This window comes from Candidatus Pelagibacter sp. PS_17, assembly GCF_059417945.1.
In genome coordinates, this window is sequence record NZ_CM182073.1 from 624,125 (window position 1) to 648,107 (window position 23,983).

At 27.8% G+C, this 23,983-nt stretch carries 27 protein-coding genes, 2 tRNA genes and 1 riboswitch; of the genes, 17 read left to right on the forward strand and 12 right to left on the reverse strand.

Annotation, left to right across the window (positions count from 1 at the left end; translation table 11 throughout):
* Positions 1–2: 2 nt before the first annotated feature.
* The 4 genes from AC5SML_RS03245 to AC5SML_RS03260 are packed head-to-tail and all read left to right on the forward strand — an operon-like array spanning position 3 to position 4,013.
* On the forward strand, positions 3–935 hold the full coding sequence (locus AC5SML_RS03245) for a DNA polymerase III delta subunit-related protein (RefSeq protein WP_494617601.1): 933 nt from the start codon (positions 3–5) through the stop codon (positions 933–935).
* Complete coding sequence (metG, locus tag AC5SML_RS03250; protein WP_494617602.1) at positions 936–2,477, forward strand: methionine--tRNA ligase; 1,542 nt, start codon at positions 936–938, stop codon at positions 2,475–2,477.
* Entirely contained in the window at positions 2,470–3,234 is a 765-nt protein-coding gene (locus AC5SML_RS03255) for a TatD family hydrolase (RefSeq protein ID WP_494617604.1), read from the forward strand. The genes metG and AC5SML_RS03255 overlap by 8 nt, the downstream gene beginning before the upstream one ends.
* Positions 3,234–4,013: an MBL fold metallo-hydrolase gene (locus AC5SML_RS03260; protein ID WP_494617606.1), complete on the forward strand. Its 780-nt coding sequence runs from the start codon at positions 3,234–3,236 to the stop codon at positions 4,011–4,013. Before AC5SML_RS03255 ends, AC5SML_RS03260 begins: the two co-directional genes overlap by 1 nt.
* Here AC5SML_RS03260 and AC5SML_RS03265 read toward each other — a convergent pair.
* Genes AC5SML_RS03265 through AC5SML_RS03275 form a run of 3 tightly spaced genes read right to left on the reverse strand, consistent with a single transcriptional unit; the run spans position 4,002 to position 6,249 of the window.
* The gene (locus AC5SML_RS03265) at positions 4,002–4,514 is read right to left on the reverse strand and encodes a glutathione peroxidase (protein WP_006996916.1); all 513 of its coding nucleotides are present in this window, start codon (positions 4,512–4,514) and stop codon (positions 4,002–4,004) included. The two genes, AC5SML_RS03260 and AC5SML_RS03265, sit on opposite strands and share 12 nt — an antisense overlap.
* A 45-nt stretch (positions 4,515–4,559) precedes the next feature.
* Positions 4,560–5,732 carry a Na+/H+ antiporter NhaA gene (gene nhaA, locus AC5SML_RS03270; protein WP_494617608.1) on the reverse strand — a complete coding sequence of 391 codons (1,173 nt, stop codon included), beginning with the start codon at positions 5,730–5,732 and terminating at the stop codon, positions 4,560–4,562.
* 4 nt (positions 5,733–5,736) lie between these two features.
* Complete coding sequence (locus AC5SML_RS03275; protein ID WP_494617610.1) at positions 5,737–6,249, reverse strand: zinc-ribbon domain-containing protein; 513 nt, start codon at positions 6,247–6,249, stop codon at positions 5,737–5,739.
* Positions 6,250–6,342: 93 nt separating this feature from the next.
* Here AC5SML_RS03275 and AC5SML_RS03280 point away from each other — a divergent pair.
* The 10 genes from AC5SML_RS03280 to AC5SML_RS03325 all read left to right on the forward strand — a co-directional run bounded on the left by AC5SML_RS03280 (position 6,343) and on the right by AC5SML_RS03325 (position 13,607).
* Positions 6,343–6,419, forward strand: a tRNA-Pro gene (locus AC5SML_RS03280).
* Between the two features lie 4 nt (positions 6,420–6,423).
* On the forward strand, positions 6,424–6,705 hold the full coding sequence (locus AC5SML_RS03285; protein ID WP_271626373.1) for an ETC complex I subunit: 282 nt from the start codon (positions 6,424–6,426) through the stop codon (positions 6,703–6,705).
* A gap of 2 nt (positions 6,706–6,707) precedes the next feature.
* The gene (locus AC5SML_RS03290; protein WP_494617611.1) at positions 6,708–7,700 is read left to right on the forward strand and encodes a putative transporter; all 993 of its coding nucleotides are present in this window, start codon (positions 6,708–6,710) and stop codon (positions 7,698–7,700) included.
* Entirely contained in the window at positions 7,700–8,647 is a 948-nt protein-coding gene (gene glpX, locus AC5SML_RS03295) for a class II fructose-bisphosphatase (RefSeq protein WP_494617612.1), read from the forward strand. The genes AC5SML_RS03290 and glpX overlap by 1 nt, the downstream gene beginning before the upstream one ends.
* Positions 8,644–10,338: a single-stranded-DNA-specific exonuclease RecJ gene (gene recJ / locus AC5SML_RS03300; RefSeq protein WP_494617614.1), complete on the forward strand. Its 1,695-nt coding sequence runs from the start codon at positions 8,644–8,646 to the stop codon at positions 10,336–10,338. Before glpX ends, recJ begins: the two co-directional genes overlap by 4 nt.
* A 49-nt stretch (positions 10,339–10,387) precedes the next feature.
* A tRNA-Glu gene (locus AC5SML_RS03305) sits at positions 10,388–10,462 on the forward strand.
* Positions 10,463–10,493: 31 nt separating this feature from the next.
* Positions 10,494–10,736 carry a GIY-YIG nuclease family protein gene (locus AC5SML_RS03310; protein WP_494617615.1) on the forward strand — a complete coding sequence of 81 codons (243 nt, stop codon included), beginning with the start codon at positions 10,494–10,496 and terminating at the stop codon, positions 10,734–10,736.
* Positions 10,714–10,995, forward strand: coding sequence for a hypothetical protein (locus AC5SML_RS03315; protein WP_494617616.1), 282 nt, complete (start codon positions 10,714–10,716; stop codon positions 10,993–10,995). Before AC5SML_RS03310 ends, AC5SML_RS03315 begins: the two co-directional genes overlap by 23 nt.
* A gap of 92 nt (positions 10,996–11,087) precedes the next feature.
* Entirely contained in the window at positions 11,088–12,833 is a 1,746-nt protein-coding gene (locus tag AC5SML_RS03320; RefSeq protein ID WP_494617617.1) for a glycosyltransferase, read from the forward strand.
* A gap of 6 nt (positions 12,834–12,839) precedes the next feature.
* Positions 12,840–13,607: an FkbM family methyltransferase gene (locus AC5SML_RS03325; protein ID WP_494617619.1), complete on the forward strand. Its 768-nt coding sequence runs from the start codon at positions 12,840–12,842 to the stop codon at positions 13,605–13,607.
* Positions 13,608–13,613: 6 nt separating this feature from the next.
* Here the strand turns inward: AC5SML_RS03325 and AC5SML_RS03330 are convergent, their stop codons facing one another.
* Positions 13,614–14,570: a site-specific integrase gene (locus AC5SML_RS03330; RefSeq protein ID WP_494617620.1), complete on the reverse strand. Its 957-nt coding sequence runs from the start codon at positions 14,568–14,570 to the stop codon at positions 13,614–13,616.
* Positions 14,571–14,875: 305 nt separating this feature from the next.
* Between AC5SML_RS03330 and AC5SML_RS03335 the strand changes: the two genes are divergently transcribed.
* Both AC5SML_RS03335 and AC5SML_RS03340 read left to right on the forward strand, forming a co-directional pair.
* Positions 14,876–15,313, forward strand: a complete 438-nt coding sequence (locus tag AC5SML_RS03335) for a GNAT family N-acetyltransferase (protein WP_494617621.1) — start codon at positions 14,876–14,878, stop codon at positions 15,311–15,313.
* Positions 15,294–15,572, forward strand: coding sequence for a methylated-DNA--[protein]-cysteine S-methyltransferase (locus AC5SML_RS03340; protein WP_006996903.1), 279 nt, complete (start codon positions 15,294–15,296; stop codon positions 15,570–15,572). The genes AC5SML_RS03335 and AC5SML_RS03340 overlap by 20 nt, the downstream gene beginning before the upstream one ends.
* A 597-nt stretch (positions 15,573–16,169) precedes the next feature.
* Here AC5SML_RS03340 and AC5SML_RS03345 read toward each other — a convergent pair.
* The 7 genes from AC5SML_RS03345 to rplM are packed head-to-tail and all read right to left on the reverse strand — an operon-like array spanning position 16,170 to position 21,421.
* Complete coding sequence (locus AC5SML_RS03345) at positions 16,170–17,018, reverse strand: DMT family transporter (RefSeq protein ID WP_041185791.1); 849 nt, start codon at positions 17,016–17,018, stop codon at positions 16,170–16,172.
* A gap of 17 nt (positions 17,019–17,035) precedes the next feature.
* Positions 17,036–17,938, reverse strand: a complete 903-nt coding sequence (locus tag AC5SML_RS03350) for an AEC family transporter (protein WP_020169438.1) — start codon at positions 17,936–17,938, stop codon at positions 17,036–17,038.
* Positions 17,938–19,230, reverse strand: coding sequence for a homoserine dehydrogenase (locus tag AC5SML_RS03355; protein WP_494617622.1), 1,293 nt, complete (start codon positions 19,228–19,230; stop codon positions 17,938–17,940). Before AC5SML_RS03355 ends, AC5SML_RS03350 begins: the two co-directional genes overlap by 1 nt.
* On the reverse strand, positions 19,231–19,455 hold the full coding sequence (locus AC5SML_RS03360; RefSeq protein ID WP_271741978.1) for a hypothetical protein: 225 nt from the start codon (positions 19,453–19,455) through the stop codon (positions 19,231–19,233). It abuts the gene before it with no gap.
* Entirely contained in the window at positions 19,452–20,474 is a 1,023-nt protein-coding gene (argC, locus tag AC5SML_RS03365; protein WP_494617623.1) for an N-acetyl-gamma-glutamyl-phosphate reductase, read from the reverse strand. The genes AC5SML_RS03360 and argC overlap by 4 nt, the downstream gene beginning before the upstream one ends.
* A 34-nt stretch (positions 20,475–20,508) precedes the next feature.
* The gene (rpsI, locus tag AC5SML_RS03370) at positions 20,509–20,958 is read right to left on the reverse strand and encodes a 30S ribosomal protein S9 (RefSeq protein ID WP_271626358.1); all 450 of its coding nucleotides are present in this window, start codon (positions 20,956–20,958) and stop codon (positions 20,509–20,511) included.
* Position 20,959: 1 nt separating this feature from the next.
* Positions 20,960–21,421: a 50S ribosomal protein L13 gene (gene rplM, locus AC5SML_RS03375; RefSeq protein WP_006996896.1), complete on the reverse strand. Its 462-nt coding sequence runs from the start codon at positions 21,419–21,421 to the stop codon at positions 20,960–20,962.
* Positions 21,422–21,560: 139 nt separating this feature from the next.
* Positions 21,561–21,629, forward strand: a riboswitch (SAM riboswitch).
* Positions 21,630–21,633: 4 nt separating this feature from the next.
* Between rplM and AC5SML_RS03380 the strand changes: the two genes are divergently transcribed.
* Entirely contained in the window at positions 21,634–22,962 is a 1,329-nt protein-coding gene (locus tag AC5SML_RS03380; RefSeq protein ID WP_006996895.1) for an O-acetylhomoserine aminocarboxypropyltransferase/cysteine synthase family protein, read from the forward strand.
* Here the strand turns inward: AC5SML_RS03380 and AC5SML_RS03385 are convergent.
* Entirely contained in the window at positions 22,955–23,965 is a 1,011-nt protein-coding gene (locus tag AC5SML_RS03385) for a COX15/CtaA family protein (RefSeq protein WP_011282124.1), read from the reverse strand. The genes AC5SML_RS03380 and AC5SML_RS03385 overlap by 8 nt on opposite strands.
* Positions 23,966–23,983 lie beyond the last annotated feature (18 nt).

Sequence of the window (23,983 nt, forward strand, 5' to 3'; positions counted from 1 at the left end):
TTATGAATTTAAAACCATCTGAAAACACTAAAATTTATGGTATGGAAAATTTTTTTCATGAATTAAGTGGACTATATAAGCTCAAAAAATTGCCTAATAAAATTTTACTGTCTGGAAAAAAAGGATTAGGAAAATCAACATTAGCCTATCATTTAATCAACTATATTTTATCCGAAAATGAGGATTATAAATATAATTTAGAAAATTTTTGCATCCATAAGGACAATAAATCTTATAAACTTTTGCAAAATAACTCCCATCCAAATTTCTATTTAATAGATTTATTAACAGAAAAAAAAAGCATTGATGTAGGTCAAATACGTGAAATGATTAGTTACACAAATAAATCAACATTTAATAATATGGCAAGATTTATTTTAATAGATAATGTTGAAAATCTAAATAAGAATTCTGTCAACGCATTACTTAAAATTATTGAAGAACCAAATGAAAATGTTTTTTTTATCTTAATAAATAATAGTGAAAAAAATATACTACCCACACTAAAATCAAGATGTTTAACTTTCAAGATTAATTTTACATTTAATGAGTCCTTAAGTATTTCAAGTTTAATACTGGGTAAAAATGTACTTGATTTTATTAATTATGACTTACTAAGTTTTTATAATTCACCTGGTGAAATCATTAGTTTGTTCAATTTTGCAGAAGAAAAATCTATTAATTTAAAGGATCACACTATTTCAAGTTTTATAAGTTCGATAATAGAAAATAATTACTATAAGAAAAATAAACCTGTCAAAATTTTATTAATAAATTTAATCGAGCTATTCTTTTTGAAAAAATATCTGATAACAAATTCAAAGGTTACATTAATTAATTTTTATCAAAAATTTATAAAAAAAATTTATAATACAGAAAAATTTAATCTAGACGAAGAAAGTTTATTTTTAGAATTTAAATCAAAATTGTTATAAATGGATAAAAATTACTATATAACTACACCAATTTATTATCCTTCAGCGACACCCCATATGGGTCATGCATACTCAAGTATTGTTGCTGATTTTTTTGCAAGATTTAAACGTATAGATGGGTTCAATGTTCATTTTTTAACAGGTACGGATGAGCATGGTTTAAAAATACAACGAGCAGCAGAGAGAAAAAAAATTGATCCTCAAACTTTTTGTGATGAAATTAGTCAAACGTTTAGAGATCTTTCAAAAACATTAAATTTATCTAATACTGATTTCATTAGAACTACTGAAGAAAGACACAAAAAAACAGTTCAACATCTGTGGAATGAACTTGAAAAAAATGACGATATTTATTTATCAAAATATTCTGGTTGGTATTCTGTTTCTGATGAAGCTTATTACAGTGATGAAGAAATTATTGAGAAAGAAAACGTTAAAATAGCCATTTCATCTGGTTCTTCGGTTGAATGGATAGAGGAAGAGTCTTATTTTTTTAGATTATCTAAGTGGCAAGATGAACTACTAAAATATTATGAAAAAAATCCAGACTTTATTTCACCAAAATCCAGAAAAAATGAAGTAATTAGTTTTGTAAAAGGTGGGTTAAAAGACTTATCCATAAGTCGTAAAGCATTCTCTTGGGGCATCAAAGTTCCTAATAGTCAAGATCATGTAATTTATGTTTGGCTTGATGCTCTAACCAATTATATAAGTGCTTTAAACTACCCAGACACAAATGATGAGCTGTTTAAAAAATTTTGGCCTGCATCTGTTCATTTAATAGGTAAGGATATATTAAGATTTCATTCAGTATATTGGCCAGCATTTTTAATGGCTGCAAAAATACCTTTACCTAAAAAAGTATATGGTCATGGCTGGATTTTATCTGGTGATGAAAAGATGTCAAAATCAAAAGGAAATATTCTTGATCCATTAGATATTATTGAAATTTATGGACTTGACCCATTAAGATATTATTTGATTAAAGAAGTTTCATTTGGAAATGATGGCAATATTTCACAAGATAGATTAGAGGATTGTATCAATAGTGATTTGGCTAATAATTATGGTAATTTATGTCAAAGAGTGACTGCATTTGCTGAGAAGAATTGCTCTTCATTAGTACCAGATAATATAAAATTTAATGATGAAGATTTAGTGATGCTAAATAAATTTACTGATAATTTAAATCTAATACGAACTGAAATTGATAATCAAAATATTAATTATTATATTAATTTCATTGTTAGTGCTTTATTTGAAGCAAATAAGTATTTTAACGATCAAGAACCTTGGAAAAAAAAAGATGATAAAGATAGATTAAATACCATTGTCTATACATCTTTAGAAATGATTAGAAAAATTTCATTTATGCTTTATCCAATAATTCCAAGCTCAATAGAAAAAGCCTTAAAGATTTTTGATTTAAATATTGATGCAATTAATTTTGAATCTATCGCAAACCATGACTATCTAATATCTGGAAAACCAATCAACAAAATAGATATTATGTTTAAAAAAATTGAAAAGAAAAATGATTGATTCTCATTGTCATTTAGATCATGAACCTTTACTTGAAAATTTAAATGAAGTTATAAAAAGATCTAAAGAAGTCGGAATCTCAAAATTATTAACCATATGCACTACACCTGAAAGTTTTGATAGGATCAAAAAAATTATTATAACCGACCCAATGATTTTCGGAACTTTTGGTATTCACCCTCACGAGACTGAGAAAAGTCATTTAATTGATAAAAATTATATAACAAGTCAAGTAAATCAAAATGTGCGAATTATTGGTATTGGTGAAACAGGCTTAGATTTTTTTTATAATCATAGTAATAAAGAAAGACAAATTGATAGCTTTAAAGCTCATATAGAGGCTTCTATTGAGCTTAATAAGCCTATAATCATACATTCTAGAAATGCAGAGGATGAAACTTATGAAATTTTAAAATCATATAAATCAGAAAAACTTAAAATTTTGATGCACTGTTTTACTGGTTCGTTAAATTTTGCAAATAAATTAATAGAATTAAATGCCTTTTTTTCAGCAAGCGGAATAATTACTTTTAAAAATAGTTTAGAACTTCAGGAAACTTTTAAAAATATTCCCTTAGATAAACTGCTTGTTGAAACAGATAGTCCTTTTTTAGCGCCCATACCAATGAGAGGGAAAAAAAATGAACCAAGTTTTATTAAATATACTTTAGAAAAATTATCTATTTTAAAAGAAAAAACTGATCAAGAAATGTCAGATTTAACTACTCAAAATTTTAATAAACTTTTTAACCTATAATGTCTCTTAAATTTGTTATTTTAGGTAGTGGTAGCTCAATGGGTGTACCTAGAGCAGATGGATATTCTGGAGATTGTGATTTAAATAATAAAAAGAATTTTAGAACAAGGTGTTCTGCTCTAATTAAATTTAATGATCAAAATATTTTAATAGATACATCGCCAGATTTGAGATCACAACTTCTAAAAAATGAAATTAAATCTATTAGTAAAGTTTTTTATACCCATCTTCATGCTGACCAGACACATGGTATTAATGACCTTCGACCATTTTTTTTGATAAACAAGAAACAAATTCCAGTCTATGCAGACCCTAATACTAAGAAATATTTGTTTTCAACTTTTAAATATTGTTTTAAATCATCTTTTGGTTATCCATCAACTTTAAATATTAATACCCTTAAAAAAAAACATGAATTTATAATTAAAGATAAAAAAATTAGAATTGAATCAATACCTGTTCAACATGGTAAGATTAAAAGTATTTGCTATTTAATTAACAATAAATTAGCCTATGCAAGTGATATTAGTCTATTCTTTAAAAAAGATTACAAAAAATTAAAAAATTTAGAATATCTAATTATTGATTGTCTGTGGTACCGTAATCATTCAGCTCATTTCAATTTAAATCAGGTTTTAGAAATAGTTAAAATCCTTACTCCTAAAAAAACTATATTAACAAATATGCATAGCGATTTAGATTATGTAAAACTTAAGAAAAAATTACCCAAAAATATTATTCCTGGTTTTGATGGTTTGACTGTTAGTTTAAAGAATTAAATCTATTTGTTTTGTTATCTTATCTGACATTGGTGTAATAAAAGAATTGAACGTGTCCTGTATTTTTCCTTCTTTATTAATCAATATTTTATGAAAATTCCACTTAGGAACAGTTGAATTACCATAATTTTTTTTTGCCCATTTATATAAGTCATGGGCATTATTACCTTTAACATCAGTTTTGTCTGTTATTGGAAAAGTAATATTAAAATTAGTTTCACAAAAATCTTTAATTTCTGAATTAGTGCCTGGTTCTTGACCACCAAATTGATTTGATGGAACGCCAATTACATAGAAGCCTCTGTCTTTATACTTTTCATAAAGTTCTTGCAGGCCTGTATATTGCTTGGTAAATCCACACTTACTAGCAACATTTACCAAAAGTATAGTTTTTCCTTTGTATTGATTTAAATCAATAGTTTCATTATTTATATTTTTTATCGAATGATCAAAAAATAGCTTTTCGTATTTAGCATCAACTTTTTCAAAAAATGTAAACATAGATAGGATTAATAGAATTAATAAATTATTTTTATAAACCATTACTTATTTTTTAGAAGCATACAATAATATAAAATATCCAAATACAGTAGACAGTAAGGATCCAGCAAGAACACCAATTTTTACTCCATCAATATACTGAATATTTTCGGCAAAGGCTAAGTTTCCAACAAATAAACTCATAGTAAAACCAACCCCTGTTAAAATTGAAACTCCATATAAGCTTAGCCAGCTAGATTTATCTGGCATTTGAGCCACACCAAATTTAACAGCAATGAAAGAAACAACCATAACCCCAACTTGTTTACCCACAAATAACCCTAAAAGAATACCTAATGGAACAGGTTCTAATAATGAAGTTAATGATAGTCCCTCCAAAGACACGCCAGCATTAGCAAATGCAAATATAGGCATTATCATAAAAGCAACGTAAGGACTGATTGCATGTTCTAATTTAATTAATAAAGAGAAATCTTTTTCTTTAATTCTGTGAGGTATGGTTGAAGCTAAAAGAACACCTGCTATTGTTGCGTGAATTCCAGACTTATATGTGAAGAACCACATGAAGGCACCAATTATTAAATAGGGAATAAACTTTTTAACATTAAATTTATTTAAAGTAAGTAATAAAATATATGAAATTAAGATTAAACTTAAATAACTTATGCTTAAGTCACCTGAGTAGAAAAAAGCGATGATTAATATTGCACCAAGATCATCGATTATAGCAAGAGCCGTTAAAAAAACTTTTAAAGAAATTGGAACTCTTGAACCAAGTAAGGATAAAATTCCCAATGAAAACGCTATGTCTGTAGCAGATGGAATTGCCCAACCATTCAATGTTTCAGAATTACCAAGGTTTATAAAAACATAGACTAGAGCAGGGACCACCATTCCTCCAACAGCACCTATAATTGGCAGCAATGCTTTTTTTAAATTAGAAAGCTCACCTTGAATGAACTCTCGTTTTATTTCTAGTGTTACAAAGAAAAAGAAAATTGCCATTAACAAGTCATTAATCCAGTGATGTACGGAAAGTTTTAAACCGAAATCATTAATACCTATAAATAGATATTGATTTAATGTATCAAAATATAAATTACTTAAACTAGAATTGCTTATTACCAGAGCAATAATTGCTGCAATTAATAACACAAGACCACTTGCCGATTCTAATTGAAAAAACCATTTAAAAGGTTTTGAAATATTTTTGATCATAATCTTATATTAAATCTCTAATAAATAATGAGATATCTTTAATACTTTCATACAAATTATAAAGTATAAATTCGACATTTGGGACAATTTTCCCAATAGGATATTTAAACGTGTCCACAATAATTATAAAAGCTACGAATGAAATAATTGATACAGCAAAAATATTTAATATTTTAAAATTTTTTTGTTTTTTTTGGTGTGTATTTACTTGTGTGCTTTCACCTTTATTTATCTCAATTTTTTCTTTAGTTTTTTCTTCTAAGTTAACTTCTACTTCGTCATTAGACGCATCTGATACATTTTCTACATCATTGATCGATGAATTATTTTGTTCAAAAATATTAACATTATCATTACCAATATCTTCATCAATTGAACTTACTGGGTTTTCAGGAACTACTTTTTTAAAAAACCATTTATGATCACAGCTAGCACACTGTAATAAACGACCCAGGTCAGGAATTAAACTTGAGTCTACATCGAATTTTTTATTACAATTATTGCAAGCGATGATCATAATTGATGTATATCTGATTCTTGTAAAAAAGCCTTAATTTTGATGCTCTTTATTCTTTGAAATTATCAATATCTAATGTATTAGTACCTCAATCGGGGCGTAGCGCAGCCTGGTAGCGCATCTGGTTTGGGACCAGAGGGTCGCAGGTTCAAATCCTGCCGCCCCGACCATTTTATGAAAAAAGCAAAGATTTATATACCCACTAAAAATTCAATGCAGTCTGGTTTAGGTAAATCAGACAAATGGTTAATTAAATTTGAAACTGAAGATACAGGAATTAATCCTTTAATGGGTTGGGAAACTAACTCTAATACTCTTTCAGAATTAAATTTAGAATTTTCTTCTAAAGAATTAGCAATAGAATACGCAAAAAAAAATAAAATTGACTTTGAAATCATTGAACCTCAAAAAAGAAAAACTGTTAAAAAATCTTATGCAGATAATTTTTTAAAATAATAATGTTTAAATTTTTCACTCAAAGAGAATGGCGATTATGGTCATGGGTTGGTTCATTTATTATTCTTTCATCACTTTGGGTTCAGGTACAGATTGATGTTAAAATAAATGAATGGTTTGGTCAGTTCTATGACATGATACAAAAAGCCTTAGCAGCACCCAACTCAATCACAATTGGAGAGTACTGGGCAAGCTTGTTATCATTTATTACGTTAGCAGGTATTTATGTGGCTTTGGCTACGGTTGTTGCTTTCTTTACCTCACATTATTTGTTTAGATGGAGAACTGCAATGATCGACTGGTATCACAGTGTCTATGATAAGGCCCGAACTATTGAAGGGGCTTCACAAAGGGTTCAGGAAGACACAATAAAATTTTCAAGAATTATGGAAGGACTTGGTACAAGTTTTATAGAAGCAATAATGATGCTTGTTGAATTCACTCCTATTTTATTTGGTTTAAGTATTGGAATACCTATTTTATTTTTTGGGGATTGGAATTATGGTTTAGTTACAGGTGCATTTATATGGACTGTAGGTGGAACTCTTTTCTTAATTGTATTAGGTTCAATTTTAAGATTAGTTGGTGTTGAGTATGATCTTCAAAAGAATGAGGCTTCTTATAGAAAATTACTAGTTATAGCTGAGGATGATATAACAATAAGACCAAAGAACCTTGATGAATTATTTAATGATGTAAGAAAAATTCATTATAAATCCTACTTAAGATATTTTTACTTTAATCTGGGTCGTATAACTTATTTACAAGCAAATGTTCTGTCAGCTTATGTTTTTTTGGCTCCAGCAATAGTTGCTGGCATTGTGACATTAGGGGTAATGCAACAAATTATAAGAGCTTTTGGAAGAGTAGAAGGATCTATGCAATATATTTTTAGATCATGGCCTACAATTATAGAATTAGCCAGTGTTTATAAAAGATTAAAAGAATTTGAATCTAAAATTAATACCACTGAATCAATTGCTCAAAAAGATTAATGTCTATTGATAAAAAATATGTTGATCAAATTTTAAAAGTTTCTGAAAAAGCAGCACTAGCATCTTCTTATTTGGTTGGAAAAAAAGACAAGATTGCAGCAGATCAAGCAGCTGTTGACGCAATGCGATCAGAATTAAATAAAATTGATATGAATGGTGAAGTTGTTATTGGTGAAGGTTCACTTGATGAGGCACCAATGCTTTACACAGGTGAAAAACTTGGAAATAAAAACGGACCCTATTTTGATATTGCTGTGGACCCTTTAGAGGGTACAAATTTTGCAGCAAATAATTTACCTGGAGCAACTTCTGTTATTGCTATTGCTGAAAAGGGAAATCTTTTTAATGCACCAGAAACTTATATGGATAAAATTGCAACCGGACCAATTGAAAAAGGATTAGTCGATCTAGATTTTCCATTGAAGAAAAATGTAACAAATCTTGCGGACTTTCTAAACAAAGATATTTCATCACTGACAGCTTGTGTAATGAATAGACCAAGACACAAAAAAATAATTGATGAATTAAAGCAACTAAATATAAATATTAAATTAATTACTGATGGTGATGTTCTTGGTGCATTGTATGTGACAAATCCAAAATATAATATTGATATATTTTTGGGTATTGGCGGTGGTCCAGAAGGAGTGTTGGCAGCATCAGCCCTTGATGCTTTTGACTGCCATTTTCAAGGGAGATTTATATTTGATAACGACAAGGATATTAAAGATGCAAACAAAATGGGAATAACTGATTTAAATAAAAAATACGAATTAATTGAAATTATAAAAGGAGACTCTATATTTTGTTCAACAGGAATTACTACAAGTGAGATGTTAGCTGGTGTAAAAGTTGATAATAACAAATATACAACCGAAACATTGGTTACACACAAAAGTTTAAAATTTAAAGAAACGGTAAAAAGAACAAATCTTATCGAAGAATGATTTCTGTTTCAGGTAAGAAGTGGGAACAAAAAAAAATTAATCAGAATATTGTTGATAAATTAAAACAAGAACATGATTTTAGTGAAATTTTATCTAGATTAATTATTTCAAGAAAATTTGATAATGATGAAATAGCAACAATCAATACAGATTTAGATTTAAACAATGTTTTTTTAAATAATAAAGATTTCAGTCAATCTATTAACCTTGTTGTAAATTCCATCAATAATAATGAAAAAATATGCATTTTAGGTGATTATGACGTTGATGGCTCTGCAGCTACATCTTTATTTGTTAAATTTTTTGAAGATATAAATCATCCATTTTTTTACTATATACCTGATAGAGAAAAAGATGGTTATGGAGCTACCAAAAAACTATTCCAAAAACTGATCTTAGAAAAGCCTAAATTAATTATTATGGTGGATTGTGGCTCAACATCTAATGAAGCAATAGATTTTTTAAATGAGAATGAAATAAAATCTTTAATCATTGATCATCACGAAATTAATAAGCCTTTTCCAAATGCAAATTCAATTATAAACCCAAAAAAAGATAATAGTTATAAAGAATATGACTATTTGTGTGCAACTACACTTACATATTTTTTTTTAGATTTATTGATTAAAAAAATCAAAACTAAAATAAATATATCTGATTATTTGATATATGTTTTGTTGGCTACAGTATGTGATGTTATGCCTTTAAGAAAACTTAATAGATTAATTGCATTAAATGCCCTTAAAAATTTTGATATAACAAAAAATTTACCACTAAGTACTTTGTTTGACTTAAATGAAAAAAAAAATAAAATTAATATTAATGATTTAGGCTATTTAATTGGCCCTATATTAAACGCTGGTGGTAGGTTGGGTAAGTCACAATATGCTACAGAATTATTATCTTCTAATAACGATAAAGTAATTAAAGAAAGATCTACAAATTTAATTAAATTAAATAATAAAAGAAAAGAAATCGAAACCTTGATATTAAATGAAATTAATTTTCAAAAATTTGAAAATGAAAATAAAGGTATAATTTTTTATTTTAATCCAAATATAAATGAGGGTTTAATTGGAATTATAGCAGCAAGATTAAAAGATTACTTTAACAAACCTTCTATTGTTATTACTGCTTCTAATGGATTATTAAAAGGATCTGCAAGATCAGTTTATAACTACAATATTGGACGAGTAATTAAGAATTCACTAGACCAAAAGTTAATTTTAAATGGTGGTGGTCATAATATGGCAGCAGGATTTACATTGAATAAAGACAGCATAAAGGCTTTTGAAAATTACATTTTAGAAGATTTTGTAAAATCAAATACTGTGACTAATAATATATTTTCATATGAATCTGAAATTTCATCATTAGCATTTAATGAAGATTTTTATGATAATATTAAGAAATTAGAACCCTTCGGTACTGGAAACCCAGTGCCAACTTTTTTATTAAGAGGTTTAAAAATAATTAAGCCCATGGTATTAAATAAAAAGCACATTTCCTTAATTCTAAAATCACAAACTGGATTTTCAATTAAGTCAATATCGTTTAATTCTATAAATACTAAGCTTGGTGAACATTTAATGAGTTATAAAAATAGTACCAATGTAATAGGTCAGATCAATGAAAATATCTGGAATAATAAAAAAAAACTTCAATTAACTATTAGAGACCTTATCCTATAGCTTAATTGACTTGATAAATATTGACTTTTAAAATAAAAGATCTCAACATGGTCCCTTCGTCTATCGGTTAGGACAGCTGGTTTTCATCCTGCAAAGGGGGGTTCGATTCCCCCAGGGACCGCCAAAAATATCAATTTATGGTTTATTATGTTTATTTGATTAAAACTGTAAAAGGCTTCTTAAATAAATCATACGTTGGGTATACAAATAATTTTAACAAAAGACTGAACAGGCATAATAATAATAAAGGTGCTAAATCAACAAAAGGTTATAAATGGGAACTTGTTTATAAAAAAAGATTTTATTCAAAAAATAGAGCTCTTTCATTTGAATATACGCTTAAAAAAGATAGAAAAGAAAGAACTAAATTATTAAATGAATTTGAAAAAAAAAATTAATATTGCTACCGTTTTACCCTACAAAGAAAACTATTCTTTTGAAAAAGCTTCTGCAGCATCGCTTTGGGTTTCGGAATTTTTTAAAAAGTCTAAATTTAAAAATAGTAATTTTATTTATGGCAATACTAAATCCAAAAATTATTTAACAAAAAATTATATAAACATAGATCTTAAAACTTTAAAATCAAAATTTCAAAGTACTACAAGAGAATATGCCAAAAATCTAATCGAACAATTTAAAAAAAAAAAATTGATTTAATTGAAATTCATAATAGGCCCTTAATTTTATCTTATTTAGTAAAACGAATTCAAAATAGATTCATCTTTTATTTTCACAATGATCCATTATCCATGAATGGATCTAAAACTGTTGAAGATAGGTTGTTTATCTTAAAAAATGTTGAAAAAATAATTTTTGTAAGTAAGTGGGTGAGTGATAGATTTTTTTTAGATTTAGATCTTAAGCTTGGGGCTAAGACAGAAATCATTTATCCAAGTGTGAATAAAAATAAAGCTCAAAAGAAAGATAAATATATTACATTTGTTGGAAGGCTTAATCACTCTAAAGGTTATGATATTTTTCAAAAATCTATACAAAAAATTCTTGATGAGTTTCCAGATTGGAAATCTTTATCTGTTGGTGATGAAGAGCGTAGATCTATTTATATAGATCATAATCAACATAAAGAATTAGGTTTTTTGAGTCATAAAAAAACTATAGATATATTAAGTAAATCTGAAATCGCCGTTGTCCCATCTAGATGGGATGAACCATTTGGTAGAACTGCTATAGAAGCGTCATCTAATGGTTGTGCTACAATCATTTCTAACAAAGGTGGTTTAATAGAAACTACTGACCAGGCTATTATACTTAAAAAACTAGATGAGAATAATCTGTATAAAGAAATCAAAAAATTAATTCTTAATAATAGAAAAAGAAAACAGATACAAATGAATAGTAGAAAAAATGTTAAACACATAATTACATCTAATACAAAAATGATTGACACAATACGTGAAAGTATTTTTCCTCAATACGCAATTAATCATTTAAAAAATAACATAAAAATTTTAAATCTTTACAATCAAGGACAAAAGCTTAACCATAGATTATTTAATATTTCTTTAGGTAAAAAATTTACAAATGGTTTTATTAGAAATGGTCATGATGTTGTGGAACTTAGTGATCGCGATTTTATAAAAAATAATAAAACAATTAATTTATTACAAAATAGTAGGGTTAATTTTCAAAATTATTTAATTGAAACATGTAAAAATTATAAGCCAGATCTTTTATTTTTTGGTCATAGTAATAATATTGACTTAGATACTATTCTTGAAATAAGAAACTTAAATAAAAATCTAATTATCTCACAATGGAATGAGGATCCTGTTATGCCCGGTCTTGATTATTCAAAAAAAAATATTTCAAACATAAGTAAATATGCTTCTTTTGTTGATCATAATTTTGTAACAACAGATCCATCTGTTATTAAAAAAGAAATCAAAACTGATAATTTTCATTTTTTCTTTGTTCCAGTAGATAAAAATATTGAACACTTTGATGTTTTTAATATGAATCCAAAAAAAGATCTTTTTTATGCAATGAGCCATGGTGTGAATAGAGCCATTCTTAAAAAGGGGACTGAAGATGAGAGAATTAAATTTTTAGATAGATTAGTAAAAAAAATACCCAACATAAAATATGATTTCTATGGTTTTGCCAATAAGGAACCCATTTGGGCTGATGAGTTTAATAAGTCTCTTATTAATTCAAAAATGGCTTTAAATTTAAGTCGTGGAAGGCCAACTAAATACTATTCCAGTAATAGAATCGCTTCTATTGTTGGTAACGGATTACTAACTTTTGTTGATAGAAAAGTTCAATTGAGTGATTTTTTTAATAATAATGAAATTATTTTTTACGATAATATAAACGATTTATCTGATAAAATTAAATTTTACTCAGGTAATGATAAACTGAGAAAAAAAATTGCTGAGAATGGCAAGAAAAAATATTTTAAACTTTTTAACGAAACTAAAATTAGTAAATTATTCGTTGATGTTTCATTAGGGCTTAATACAAAATTGTTCTAAATTTTTATGTTTTCACAATTAATTAAATTGCCTATTTTTAAAAGATTAATTCCATCATTATATAAAAAATATATTTTTTTATTTAACAAATATAATAAAAAAATTTCTATAGATGGAATTAACTACGATCTTGATTTAAGACATTTGATCGATCGTCGTTTTTTCTTTCATAAAACGTACGAAAATGAACTTTTTCAACCAATTTGCAATATAATTAAGAATAAAAAAATTAATTATTTTTTTGATATTGGATCTTGTTGGGGAATTTATTCTTTAAGACTATCTAATAAATTTGAAAATTTAAAAATTTTTTCATACGACCCAATAGATAGAAATATTCAAAGACTTAACAATTCTATAAAGATTAATAATATTGAAAACATTCAAACATTTCGTCTTGCTATTGGAGATGAAGAATCTATTGTTGAGTTAGGTGCTACTGAGGATTACTCTCCAAACTATGAAATTGGTGAAAAAAATGCTGTTATAAAAGAAAAATGTAAGATGAATTTGTTAGATAACCTTCATTATTTAGAAAAAAAAAATATTGTTATTAAAATTGATACTGAAGGTTTTGAAGATAAAGTTTTAAATGGTGCTGTAAACTTATTAACTAAAAACAATGTTTTTTGTCAAATAGAAATCAAAGATAAGAATATTGATAAAGTATTTTCATTTTTTAAAAGTATTAATTACAATTTAATTTCAGATAATAGATTTAATAAAACCGATTATTTTTTTTCTAATTTTGATTTAAACAAAATAGAAATATAAATTAAATTATAATTTTATTTTATTTAATGCATTATTCTTAAATAAATTTGCTTCTTTAATATATCTTCTTACCATTTCTGTAGACTTATGACCTGTCATTGCCATTATATTTCTTTCTTCCACTCCTGACTCAGCTGCAGATGTTGCAAAGCCTGATCTTAAGCTATGACCTGAATAATTTTTACTGTTTATTCCAGCTAAATTTAAATACTCTTTAATAAGTATAGCTACAGTTTGATCTGTTAATCTATTTTCTGATAACTTTGACCCCTTCAAAAATCTTCTGAATATAGGACCTGAGGTTATTTTTGATATATTTAACCAGTTTTTTAACGATATCACTGGGCAATATTGAGAGCTATCAAAGTAGGGTAGTGCTTTTGTGAAACCTTCACCAAATTGATCTGTTTTAGATCTCTTAATATTAATTTTTAAGCCTTCTGGAACGAAATCTAGATCATCATAATCTAGCGAGACTATCTCATTTCTCCTAAATCCACCTGAAAACCCAATTAATATTATAGATCTATCTCTAAATTTTTTAATTTCTTGCTTATTTTCCTGATCTATAGCATCAATTATTAATTTTAAACTATTGATTAATATAGGTTTTTTAGCTTTTTGAATGCTACCTTTCCTTCTTTTAATACCCATAATATTTTCAATAATTGAAGGATGTTTTGTATCTAAATAATGCCCTTTTAACTTATGGATGACACCTATTGATACTAACCTACGCTTTAAAGTGCTCATTTTGGCTTCTTTAGTTGATAAATGAGTTAAATACAAAGAAACTATTTTAGGGTTTGATGGAAGAGACTTAAATCCATTCCGAGCACAAAAAATTCCAAAATCATTGAAGTCTGATTTATAAGCTCTTACCGTATTAATAGCTTTAGAGTTCTGAAGGTTTAATAAAGTTTCTTCTTGTAAGGCCTTTATATCTGTAATTATATCATTCATACTTATTACTATTGATAACCATTAATTATCGTTAGTAATATATTAAGTGATTTCTTATGTCAATAGCTATAATTTAAGATAATGAAAAAAGAATATCTTGTTATCTTATCCATACTTTTAGGTTAGATCATTGTCTCTATAGAAACAATTATGGAAACTACTTATGAATTAAGAGCTAAATTAAAAGTATGCGAAGAACATTACAAGCTATAAAAAAAAATTGATAAATGTAAAAGGGCTGCAAGTTTTAGAAATTTAAACAATTAGTATATATATCAATAATTTAAAATTGTTATTTAAAGCAAATGATTAGAAAATTAGTGAAAAAAGATAAGGAAAATTGGGCTAAATTATACAATAGTTATGCTAATTTTTACAAAGTACCAATGAATACAGGGATTTTAGACATTTTATGGGGATGGATTCATGATAAAAGTCATGATGTTAATGCTATTTGCTATGAATTAGATGGTAAAATCGTTGGAATTGCCCATTACAGAAAAATGCCAAGACCAATTAAGGGCCAATATATTGGTTTTTTAGATGATTTGTTTGTAGAGCCAGAATTTAGAGGTCAAAAAATAGCTCAAAAACTTATTAGTCACCTAAAATCATTATCTAAAACCAATAATTGGGATGGAATTCGTTGGATCACCCACTCTTCCAATGAAAATGCAAAGAAATTATACGATAAAATAGCTAATAACACTGGGTTTGAACTCTATGAACTTAAAGGGAACTAAGTTTCAGCTAAAAGTTTGGAATTACCTAAAGAAAATACCCAAAGGTAAAGTTAAAACCTACTTGGAAGTTGCTAAAGCCATTGGAAAACCTAAGGCATTCAGAGCTGTTGCTAATGCAGTAGGTAAAAACCCCTATCCACCTAAAATACCCTGTCATCGAGTGATCAGATCAGATGGAAGTCTCGGAGGATACTCTGGAAAGGGTGGAATTCAACAAAAACGTCGTTTATTGAGATCAGAAAAAGTCTTCATAAAATAGTACTTTTAACCTAAAAAAACATTAAAAACCATTGGTATTAAATACTTTTTAGCTATTTAGCCATATTTTTGTCTAATTACTCTAATGCATCCTTCAGTTGTACTGCAAATGGACTTTTAGCTAAAATAGACCATCCTATGAGCGTTTAAACAGTATATTCTCATACTGCATTGCTCTACTTGTCAACAATAACAACGATTATAGAGAGAGTAAAAAAGACCATTTTACTAGCTTTTTTAACACCCTATTATACTCTATAAAAACTCTAATTTTAACAAAAATACCCTATCAATTGAAATAAGTATTTAATATCAATAGTAAATAACCATTTTAGCTAGCTTAAAAACTATATTTAATTTACTAAAAATTAAAATTACCCAATTCTAGCTTTTTCAACGTTAGAAAAATAGATTTATGCTACTTTTATTTTATTTTTAAGCTATTTTAGTAACTATAATTTAACTATTTTTAAATATTATTATATTTTATCTGTAATTTTTAGAAATTTATAATATTATAATTAAACCAATAATTACAGTAGTATATAATATAGTATTAATGTATAATATTAGATATTAGTAAACAAGTAATACCTAGTTAATAGGATTTAATATAAGATTCTCTTCTTGAGATATAAACTCCACTCATAATAATAATGGATAAGCCTAAGAATGTCCAATTATCAGGAAAGTCACTAAAGAAGTAATACCCAATAATTATATTAGTAATGATTTCAAAATAGCTAAATGGAGCCAATTTAGAGGCATCAGCGTATTTAAGTGATAATATAAGAAATAAGTGCCCAATGCAGGCAAATACGCCTATTGAGGCCATCATAGACCATTGAGAAGGAGTTGGATTAACCCAAACGAATGGCATTAACCCTGAAACAGCGATTAACCCAACTAATCCGGTTAGTAATAAAGTTAATAAAGGGTTATCTGAAGTGCTCAATTTACGTGTAATTATTAAATAGAACCCATACATTACACCTGTTCCTAATGCAGCTAGACTGGCCAAGTTAATCTCCACAAAACCTGGTCTTATAACCACTAGAGAGCCTATAAATCCTATAATAACAGCAGTCCACCTTCTTATACCCACCTTCTCACCCAAAAATATAGGAGAAAATGCAGTAACAATTAAAGGTGCTACAAAAGCAAGTGTCAGAGCTTTAGCTAAAGAGATAACAGAAATTGCGTAGAAAAAACAAATATTAGCAGAAAGTAGTATTAACCCTCTTATTATTTGTAACTTAGGTTTATCAGTCCATACAAGCTGCTTATTATAAAACAAGAACATTATTGGAAGAGTGAATGCGACCGTAAAAAAATATCTAGCCCACGTGATCTGTAAAACGGGCATATCGGCACTTAAATATTTTGCAAAACCATCCATGATTGGAAGCATTACCCAGGCTAAAAGGTTAAATATGATGGCTTTCATAAGCCAATTGATACAGTTTAATTAAAGTATTTTAAAGCAAAGAATACGACTACAGGAATAGTAAAAAAAGACATGACTGTTGAAACAACAATGGTACTAGCAACACTATCTACAATCTTTTTTGGCGAATAAATTGATGCCACAAGATAATTTAAAACAGCGCTGGGCATTGAGCATTGAATTAATAGAACACCAGCAGCAAAACCTGAAAGGTTAAAATATTTTATTATTGAAAAACCAATTATTGGGCCAAGTATTACCCTTCCTATTGATGATATAAATGCTTTTTTGAATGAAAAAATCTTAAAACGAGTAAGAGCAATTCCTAAAGACATTAATATTAAAAAAATCGTAGCATACATTAGCAGAAAAGTTGTATTTTCAACGAAGAGAGGAAGTTCTATTCTAAAGTATAGAAAGATTACTGAAATTATAATTGCATAAAAAGGTGGGTTTTTAAGAATTACACTTAAATCAAATTTTCTATCAGCAAGAAATACTCCAAGAGTAAAATGGCATAGCACTATTAAGGCTGAAATTGCAGCAGCGATACCCAAACCTTGAGTGCCGTAAGCGAATAAACATATTGGTAAACCCATATTACCAGTATTAGGCATAACAAAAGGGGGTAACTCACGAATAATATCTTTAGTATTTAAAAAAAATAAAAAAACTATACCTACTATTGTAAAAATAAAAATTGCTATCAAATAGTACCAAAAATAATTTTTAAAAATGTCAAAAGACATTCCAGTTGATGTTAAAGAATATATTATCATTGCTGGAGTACCAATATTTGCTGCAAAGGTAGTAATAAAAGAAGTGTCTAATTTTGGATTATTTTTGCCAAGATAATAACCAATACCAACTACAAAAAAGACAGGAAATAAAACCTCAAACAGTTTTAGATATATTTCCATTAATTATAAATTCTAATCAATGTTGGGTATCTAAGAATATTTTTGTCTTTATTAAAAACAGAAAGACAGTTCTTGGAATTAAGTTCATTAGTTTTATGGGTAATAATAACAATAGTAGCTTTATTATTTTTTTTGTCAGGAGTTTGGATTAATCTTTTTACTGAAATTTTATACTTAGCTAGTCGGTTTGTGATTGTTGATAAAACACCTGGTTTGTCTTTAACTTCAAATCTCAAATATAGTGAATTCACATAATTATCAACGTTGTAACACTTAATTAATTTACGCTTATTGCCAGGAATGCCAAATGGCTTCTTAATATTACCTCTTAAAATTGAAAGTAAATCTGATAATAAAGATGAAGAAGTAGGTCCAGGGCCAGCTCCCTCCCCTTGCAATATACTTTCACCCACAGGTTTTCCTTCGAGAATAACAGCATTCATAACACCACCAACGTTACCAATATAAGAACTTTTACTAACTAAGCATGGGTGTACAGTTTCAAAAAGTTGGCCATTAATTAGTTCTGAAATGCCAAGGAGTTTGATTCGTAAATTTAATTGATTGGAAATTTCTATGTCTTTTAATTCAATTTTTTCAATACCTTCCATTAAGCATTTATGTTTTGAAATTTTAGTATTAAAAGCTAGAGCAGACAAAATTCTTACTTTAGCAAATGCATCAAAACCATTTAAATCTAATTTAGGGTTACCTGGTTCAGCGTATCCCAATTTTTGAGCTTTTTTTAATACATTTAAAAAACTATCATTAGAATTTTCCATTTCTGAAAGAATATAGTTAGAAGTACCATTTAAAATTCCATAAACTTTAGAAATTTTGTTAGTTGCAAGACCCTCTTTAATGGTTCTTAATATTGGAATACCACCAGCAACAGATGCTTCAAATTCTAAATTAACATTATTTTCCTCTGCTAATTTTCCCAAATAATCACCATGTTTAGAGATAAGTGCTTTATTAGGAGTGATTACATGTATTTTATTTTTTAAAGCAGTTTCCACAACTTTTTTTGAAATCCCATCTGACATACCTATAGCTTCAAATAAAATATCTACTTTGGTCTTATCAAAAATTTCTAATGGGTTTTTAAAAAAAATTTTTTTATTAACTTTAAATCTTCTTTTTTTAGAAATGCTTCTTGCCGAAACAGCTACAACGTTAATCTTTTTACCTGTCTTAAGTTCAATATCTTTTTTTTTAGTATTAAGTTCATTTAACAAATAAATACCAACTTGTCCTAGACCAACTACAGCAATGTTGATTATATTTTTCATCTATTGGTTAATATCTGGATATTCTGCATTTTTTGAATAATCTTTAAGAAAGAGGTTAAATTCATCAAAAGTCATAGATTTGTAATCACCAGTTTTTTTTAATATCTGAGAAAGTTTTTTGTCATCATTAGACTTTTTAATAGGATCTTCATTCCAATAAGTAGATTCTTTGTTTAATGAGCACGAAGTTAAAAATACAATTAGGGATAAAAATAAGTATTTCAAATTAATCCTTTTGTTTCATTAAAACCATATTTGATATTCATATTTTGTATTGCTTGACCTGCCCCACCTTTAATCAAATTATCAATAACAGATAAAATAATAACTCTATTTTTATACTTAGTTTTACAAATTACTATAGAGCAATTATTTGTGTTAATTACATCATTTGTACTTAACAATGAATTTGTTTTTAAAATTTTAACGAATCTGTTTTTTGAATATTGACTCTTTAAAGTGTTTTCTAAATTTTTAATACCTACACCTTTGTTAAGGTCTAAGTAAATAGTACTAAGTATCCCTCTAAACATTGGTGTTAAATGGGGTGTGAATGTAAAAGAAAATTTCTTTTTAGTATAGTTTTCGATTTCTTGTTGAATTTCAGAGTTATGTCTATGGAAACCCACACCATAAGCGCTTAAGGATTCATAAAGATTTTTTTCCTTATATTTTTTATGCACACCTCTTCCAGCACCAGAGTAACCAGATTTTGAATCTATAATAACATTATCTGTTTTTATTAAATTTTTCTTAACTAATGGAATAAGTGGTAAAAGTATTGATGTTGGGTAGCAACCTGGACATCCAATAATATTAAATTTCTTTAATTTGTCACCATTGATTTCTGGTAATGAATAAATTGATTTTTTAATATTTTTGACAGATCTGTGTTTTTGTTTGTACCATTTTAGATAATTTGATGCTTTATTAAGTCTAAAGTCTGCAGCTAAATCAATTAATATATTGTGTTTTAATAAATCATTTGAAATATCTTGTGCTTCACCATTAGGTAGAGCTGTAAAAACAAGGTCTATGTTTTTTAAAAGTTCTTTATTGTATCTAATAATTTTAGGTAATTTTTTTGAACTTAATGATTTTTCATAACTAGAGATATTTTTTCCAACAGACGTATTACCACAAAGATATTTAATGTTAACATTGCTGTGTTTAACTAATAATTTAATTAATTGAACACCAATATAACCTGTAGATCCAGCAACTAAAACATTAAGCTTAGGCATTTTTTTATTATAGCAGTTTAGAGTTAAAAAAGAATTATCTTTTCGAGAATTGGAAGCTTCTTCTTGCTTTTCTACGACCAGGTTTTTTTCTTTCAACTGATCTAGAGTCTCTTGTATTAAGTTTTTCTGTCTTAAGTACTGCTCTATTCTCTGAATCAAATAAGATTAATGCTTTAGCAATACCATGAACCATTGCACCAGCTTGACCTGTGTGACCACCACCTGCTACGCTACATCTTACATCGTAATCAGTTGCTTGGTTTATAATCTCAAATGGTCTTGTGATTTGCATTTTGTGACTTCCACTTGTGAAATACTCATCCATAGTTCTGCCATTAACGTAAATTTTGCCTGTACCTTTTTTCACCCAAATTTTTGCAATAGATTTTTTTCTTCTACCAGTTGCGTATTTACTATCTTTAAAATCTAATTTAATTTTAGGTTTTTTTGTAGAAATTTTATTTGGTGTAGCTGCTGTTTCCATATTAATTTCTTATTAAATTTTTACTGTTTAATTTACCTAGGTCTAAAAGTTTTGGGTTTTGTGCTGCATGAGGGTGTTCTTCACCAGCATAAATTTTTACTTTAGTTAACTGTTTTCTTCCTAGAACTCCCCCAGGTAACATTCTTTTAATAGCTAATTTTAATGTTTCACCAGGTTTATTTTTTTCTAATAACTTTTCAGGAGTAATTTCTTTAATTCCACCTGGGTGACCAGTATGTCTATAATATTTTTTATCTTTAAATTTTTTTCCTGTGAACTTTGCTTGTTCAACATTTTTAACAACAACAAAATCACCATCATCCATGTGAGGTGTAAAAGTTGTTTTATTTTTTCCTCTAACAATCATAGCAATAATAGAAGCCAATCTGCCAACTACAGCATTTTTAGCATCTATCTCAAACCAGTTACTGTTTAAATCACCACTTTTTAGAAATTTTGTCATTGTGCGAGGATTAATACTATTATTAGATATAATGTCAATTTTATATTTCCCTTGCAATATCTTGCTTAAATGATATTTTTATATAGCCGATTTGTTCCTATTGCAGGCTAGTTATTGCTAAAAAGGATTTTTTACCCACATTATCGGTAGGCGCATTTGAACTGTATTGTACGCCTTGCATAAAGCAAAAGTACTAAAAAAGGAGTATTAAGATGAGTACAAAAAGACAAAACCCTGAGACTATAGCTATACATGGTGGTGATTATAGAAGTGATCCAACAACCAAAGCAGTAGCAGTTCCAATTTATAGAACAACATCGTATCAATTTGATAGTACTGAACATGCTGCGAATTTGTTTGCTCTTAAGGAATTTGGAAATATTTATACAAGAATAATGAATCCAACAAATGATGCTCTTGAAAAAAGAGTTGCTTCATTAGAAGGAGGATTAGCCTGTTTAACAGTAGCATCTGGACAAACCGCATCAACTTTTGCAATTTTAAACGTTGCACAAGCTGGAGATAATATAGTCAGCTCTACGGATTTATATGGAGGTACTATTTCGTTATTCACGCATACATTAAGTAAACTTGGTATTGAAGTTAGATATGCAGACCCTTCTGACCCAAAAAACTTTGAAAAAGCTGTTGATGATAAAACTAGAGCTTTTTATGGTGAGACTTTACCAAATCCTTATTTGAGAGTTTTTCCAATTAAAGAAGTTTCTGATATTGGTAAAAAATACAATATACCATTAATAATGGACAACACAGCTGCCCCTGTAATTTGCAAACCTTTAGAACATGGTGCTGCTGTAGTAGTTTATTCATTAACAAAATATATAGGTGGTCACGGTACAGTTGTAGGTGGAGCTTTAGTTGATGGAGGTAATTTTGATTGGACAGCTGATCCCAAAAGACAACCTTTATTTAACGAACCTGACGCAAGTTACGGTGGAGCTATATGGGGAAAAGTGGTTCCAGAATTAACTGGGGCTAATGTTTCTTTTGCAGTAAGAGCGCGGGTTACATTACTAAGAGATCTTGGTTCTGCCCTATCACCTGACAATGCATTTGGAATTATTCAAGGGCTTGAAACTGTTGCTCTTAGAATGAAACAACACTGCTCAAATGCATCAAAAGTTGTTGACTATTTAAAGAAAAATAAAGAAGTAACAAGAGTAATCTATCCAACAGAACATGAAGGTAAAATTGCTGATCGTGCTAAAAAATACCTTAATGAAGGAAATGGTGGTTTAGTTGGTATTGAGCTCAAAGGTGGTATTGAAGCAGGTAAGAGATTTATCGAGTCTTTAAAAATGTTTTATCATGTTGCAAATATTGGAGATGCAAGAAGTTTAGCAATTCATCCTGCAACAACAACTCATAGTCAGTTAACAGAAAAAGAATTGTTAGCCTCAGGTGTAACTCCTGGATACGTAAGATTATGTATTGGTATTGAGCATATAGATGACATTATTGAGGATTTAGACCAAGCTTTAAATAAATCTTCTAAAGGGAATTTGAAAGCAGTTAGTTAGAGTTTTTATATAATATCAAAAAATAAGAACTCAAAACTAATATTGAACCTAGCTGGTGTAGTGAAGCGTATGTAATCTCTACACCAGAAATCAAAGTTATAATTCCTAAAAAAATTTGAAACAAGATAGCAACATCAAAAAATAATACATATTTAAAATCATATTGTTTTTTAAAATAGATAAAATTTAAAATGATTATAAAAAATAAAAGCAAATATGCAGTTGATCTATGCAAAAATTGAATAATTGATGGGTTGTTAAATAATTGAGTAGTAATTAAATCACCATAACTAACATCATTTGGAAAAAAACTACCATTCATATCAGGCCATGAATTATAGATAAGACCACCATCTAAACCTGATAAAAAAGCACCCAAAACAATCTGTAAAACTATCAATTTAAGTATGAATAATAAAAATAAATTTGGAATTTTATTTTCAAATTTCTTAATTTTATGAATATCTAAAATATACCAAAAAATTAAACATAAAATAAATAAGGCCAAAGATAAATGAATGCTAAGTCTAAAGTGACTAACGTCATTATTTTCAATTAATCCACTAGATACCATATACCAACCGATGAATCCTTGAAGACACACAAGAAAAAAAATCCAATAATATTTATTAGAATAATGCAGAGTTTTTTTAAAATAGAGAGTAAAGAAAAGCAAAGGCACTAAAGTAAACAAACCTACAAATCTTGCTAACAATCTATGAGCATACTCCCAATAAAAAATTACTTTAAATTCATCTAAGGACATGCCGTAGTTAATATTTTTATATTCAGGAATTTTTTTGTATTCTGTGAAATAAAAATTCCACTCATTAATATTCATAGGTGGGAGTATTCCAGTAAAAAGCTCCCAAGCTGTGATTGATAAACCAGAGTCTGTTAGTCTAGTAAGACCACCGACAGCTACCATAAGAACAATTAATGAAAATAAAGTTATTAACCACAATTTTAAATATTTTATATAGTTGTCGCTATTTACAAACATAAATTATACTTATAATAA

Coding starts and splice junctions, on each gene's coding strand:
- AC5SML_RS03320 (WP_494617617.1), top strand. CDS start 11,088: ATGAATGGATCTAAAACTGTTGAAGATAGGTTGTTTATCTTAAAAAAT.
- AC5SML_RS03345 (WP_041185791.1), bottom strand. CDS start 17,018: ATGAAAGCCATCATATTTAACCTTTTAGCCTGGGTAATGCTTCCAATC.
- rplM (WP_006996896.1), bottom strand. CDS start 21,421: ATGACAAAATTTCTAAAAAGTGGTGATTTAAACAGTAACTGGTTTGAG.
- AC5SML_RS03350 (WP_020169438.1), bottom strand. CDS start 17,938: ATGGAAATATATCTAAAACTGTTTGAGGTTTTATTTCCTGTCTTTTTT.
- AC5SML_RS03335 (WP_494617621.1), top strand. CDS start 14,876: ATGATTAGAAAATTAGTGAAAAAAGATAAGGAAAATTGGGCTAAATTA.
- recJ (WP_494617614.1), top strand. CDS start 8,644: ATGATTTCTGTTTCAGGTAAGAAGTGGGAACAAAAAAAAATTAATCAG.
- AC5SML_RS03355 (WP_494617622.1), bottom strand. CDS start 19,230: ATGAAAAATATAATCAACATTGCTGTAGTTGGTCTAGGACAAGTTGGT.
- metG (WP_494617602.1), top strand. CDS start 936: ATGGATAAAAATTACTATATAACTACACCAATTTATTATCCTTCAGCG.
- AC5SML_RS03260 (WP_494617606.1), top strand. CDS start 3,234: ATGTCTCTTAAATTTGTTATTTTAGGTAGTGGTAGCTCAATGGGTGTA.
- AC5SML_RS03245 (WP_494617601.1), top strand. CDS start 3: ATGAATTTAAAACCATCTGAAAACACTAAAATTTATGGTATGGAAAAT.
- AC5SML_RS03330 (WP_494617620.1), bottom strand. CDS start 14,570: ATGAATGATATAATTACAGATATAAAGGCCTTACAAGAAGAAACTTTA.
- AC5SML_RS03380 (WP_006996895.1), top strand. CDS start 21,634: ATGAGTACAAAAAGACAAAACCCTGAGACTATAGCTATACATGGTGGT.
- AC5SML_RS03315 (WP_494617616.1), top strand. CDS start 10,714: ATGAATTTGAAAAAAAAAATTAATATTGCTACCGTTTTACCCTACAAA.
- AC5SML_RS03275 (WP_494617610.1), bottom strand. CDS start 6,249: ATGATCATCGCTTGCAATAATTGTAATAAAAAATTCGATGTAGACTCA.
- nhaA (WP_494617608.1), bottom strand. CDS start 5,732: ATGATCAAAAATATTTCAAAACCTTTTAAATGGTTTTTTCAATTAGAA.
- AC5SML_RS03325 (WP_494617619.1), top strand. CDS start 12,840: ATGTTTTCACAATTAATTAAATTGCCTATTTTTAAAAGATTAATTCCA.
- rpsI (WP_271626358.1), bottom strand. CDS start 20,958: ATGGAAACAGCAGCTACACCAAATAAAATTTCTACAAAAAAACCTAAA.
- AC5SML_RS03265 (WP_006996916.1), bottom strand. CDS start 4,514: ATGTTTACATTTTTTGAAAAAGTTGATGCTAAATACGAAAAGCTATTT.
- AC5SML_RS03285 (WP_271626373.1), top strand. CDS start 6,424: ATGAAAAAAGCAAAGATTTATATACCCACTAAAAATTCAATGCAGTCT.
- argC (WP_494617623.1), bottom strand. CDS start 20,474: ATGCCTAAGCTTAATGTTTTAGTTGCTGGATCTACAGGTTATATTGGT.
- AC5SML_RS03290 (WP_494617611.1), top strand. CDS start 6,708: ATGTTTAAATTTTTCACTCAAAGAGAATGGCGATTATGGTCATGGGTT.
- AC5SML_RS03385 (WP_011282124.1), bottom strand. CDS start 23,965: ATGTTTGTAAATAGCGACAACTATATAAAATATTTAAAATTGTGGTTA.
- AC5SML_RS03255 (WP_494617604.1), top strand. CDS start 2,470: ATGATTGATTCTCATTGTCATTTAGATCATGAACCTTTACTTGAAAAT.
- AC5SML_RS03340 (WP_006996903.1), top strand. CDS start 15,294: ATGAACTTAAAGGGAACTAAGTTTCAGCTAAAAGTTTGGAATTACCTA.
- glpX (WP_494617612.1), top strand. CDS start 7,700: ATGTCTATTGATAAAAAATATGTTGATCAAATTTTAAAAGTTTCTGAA.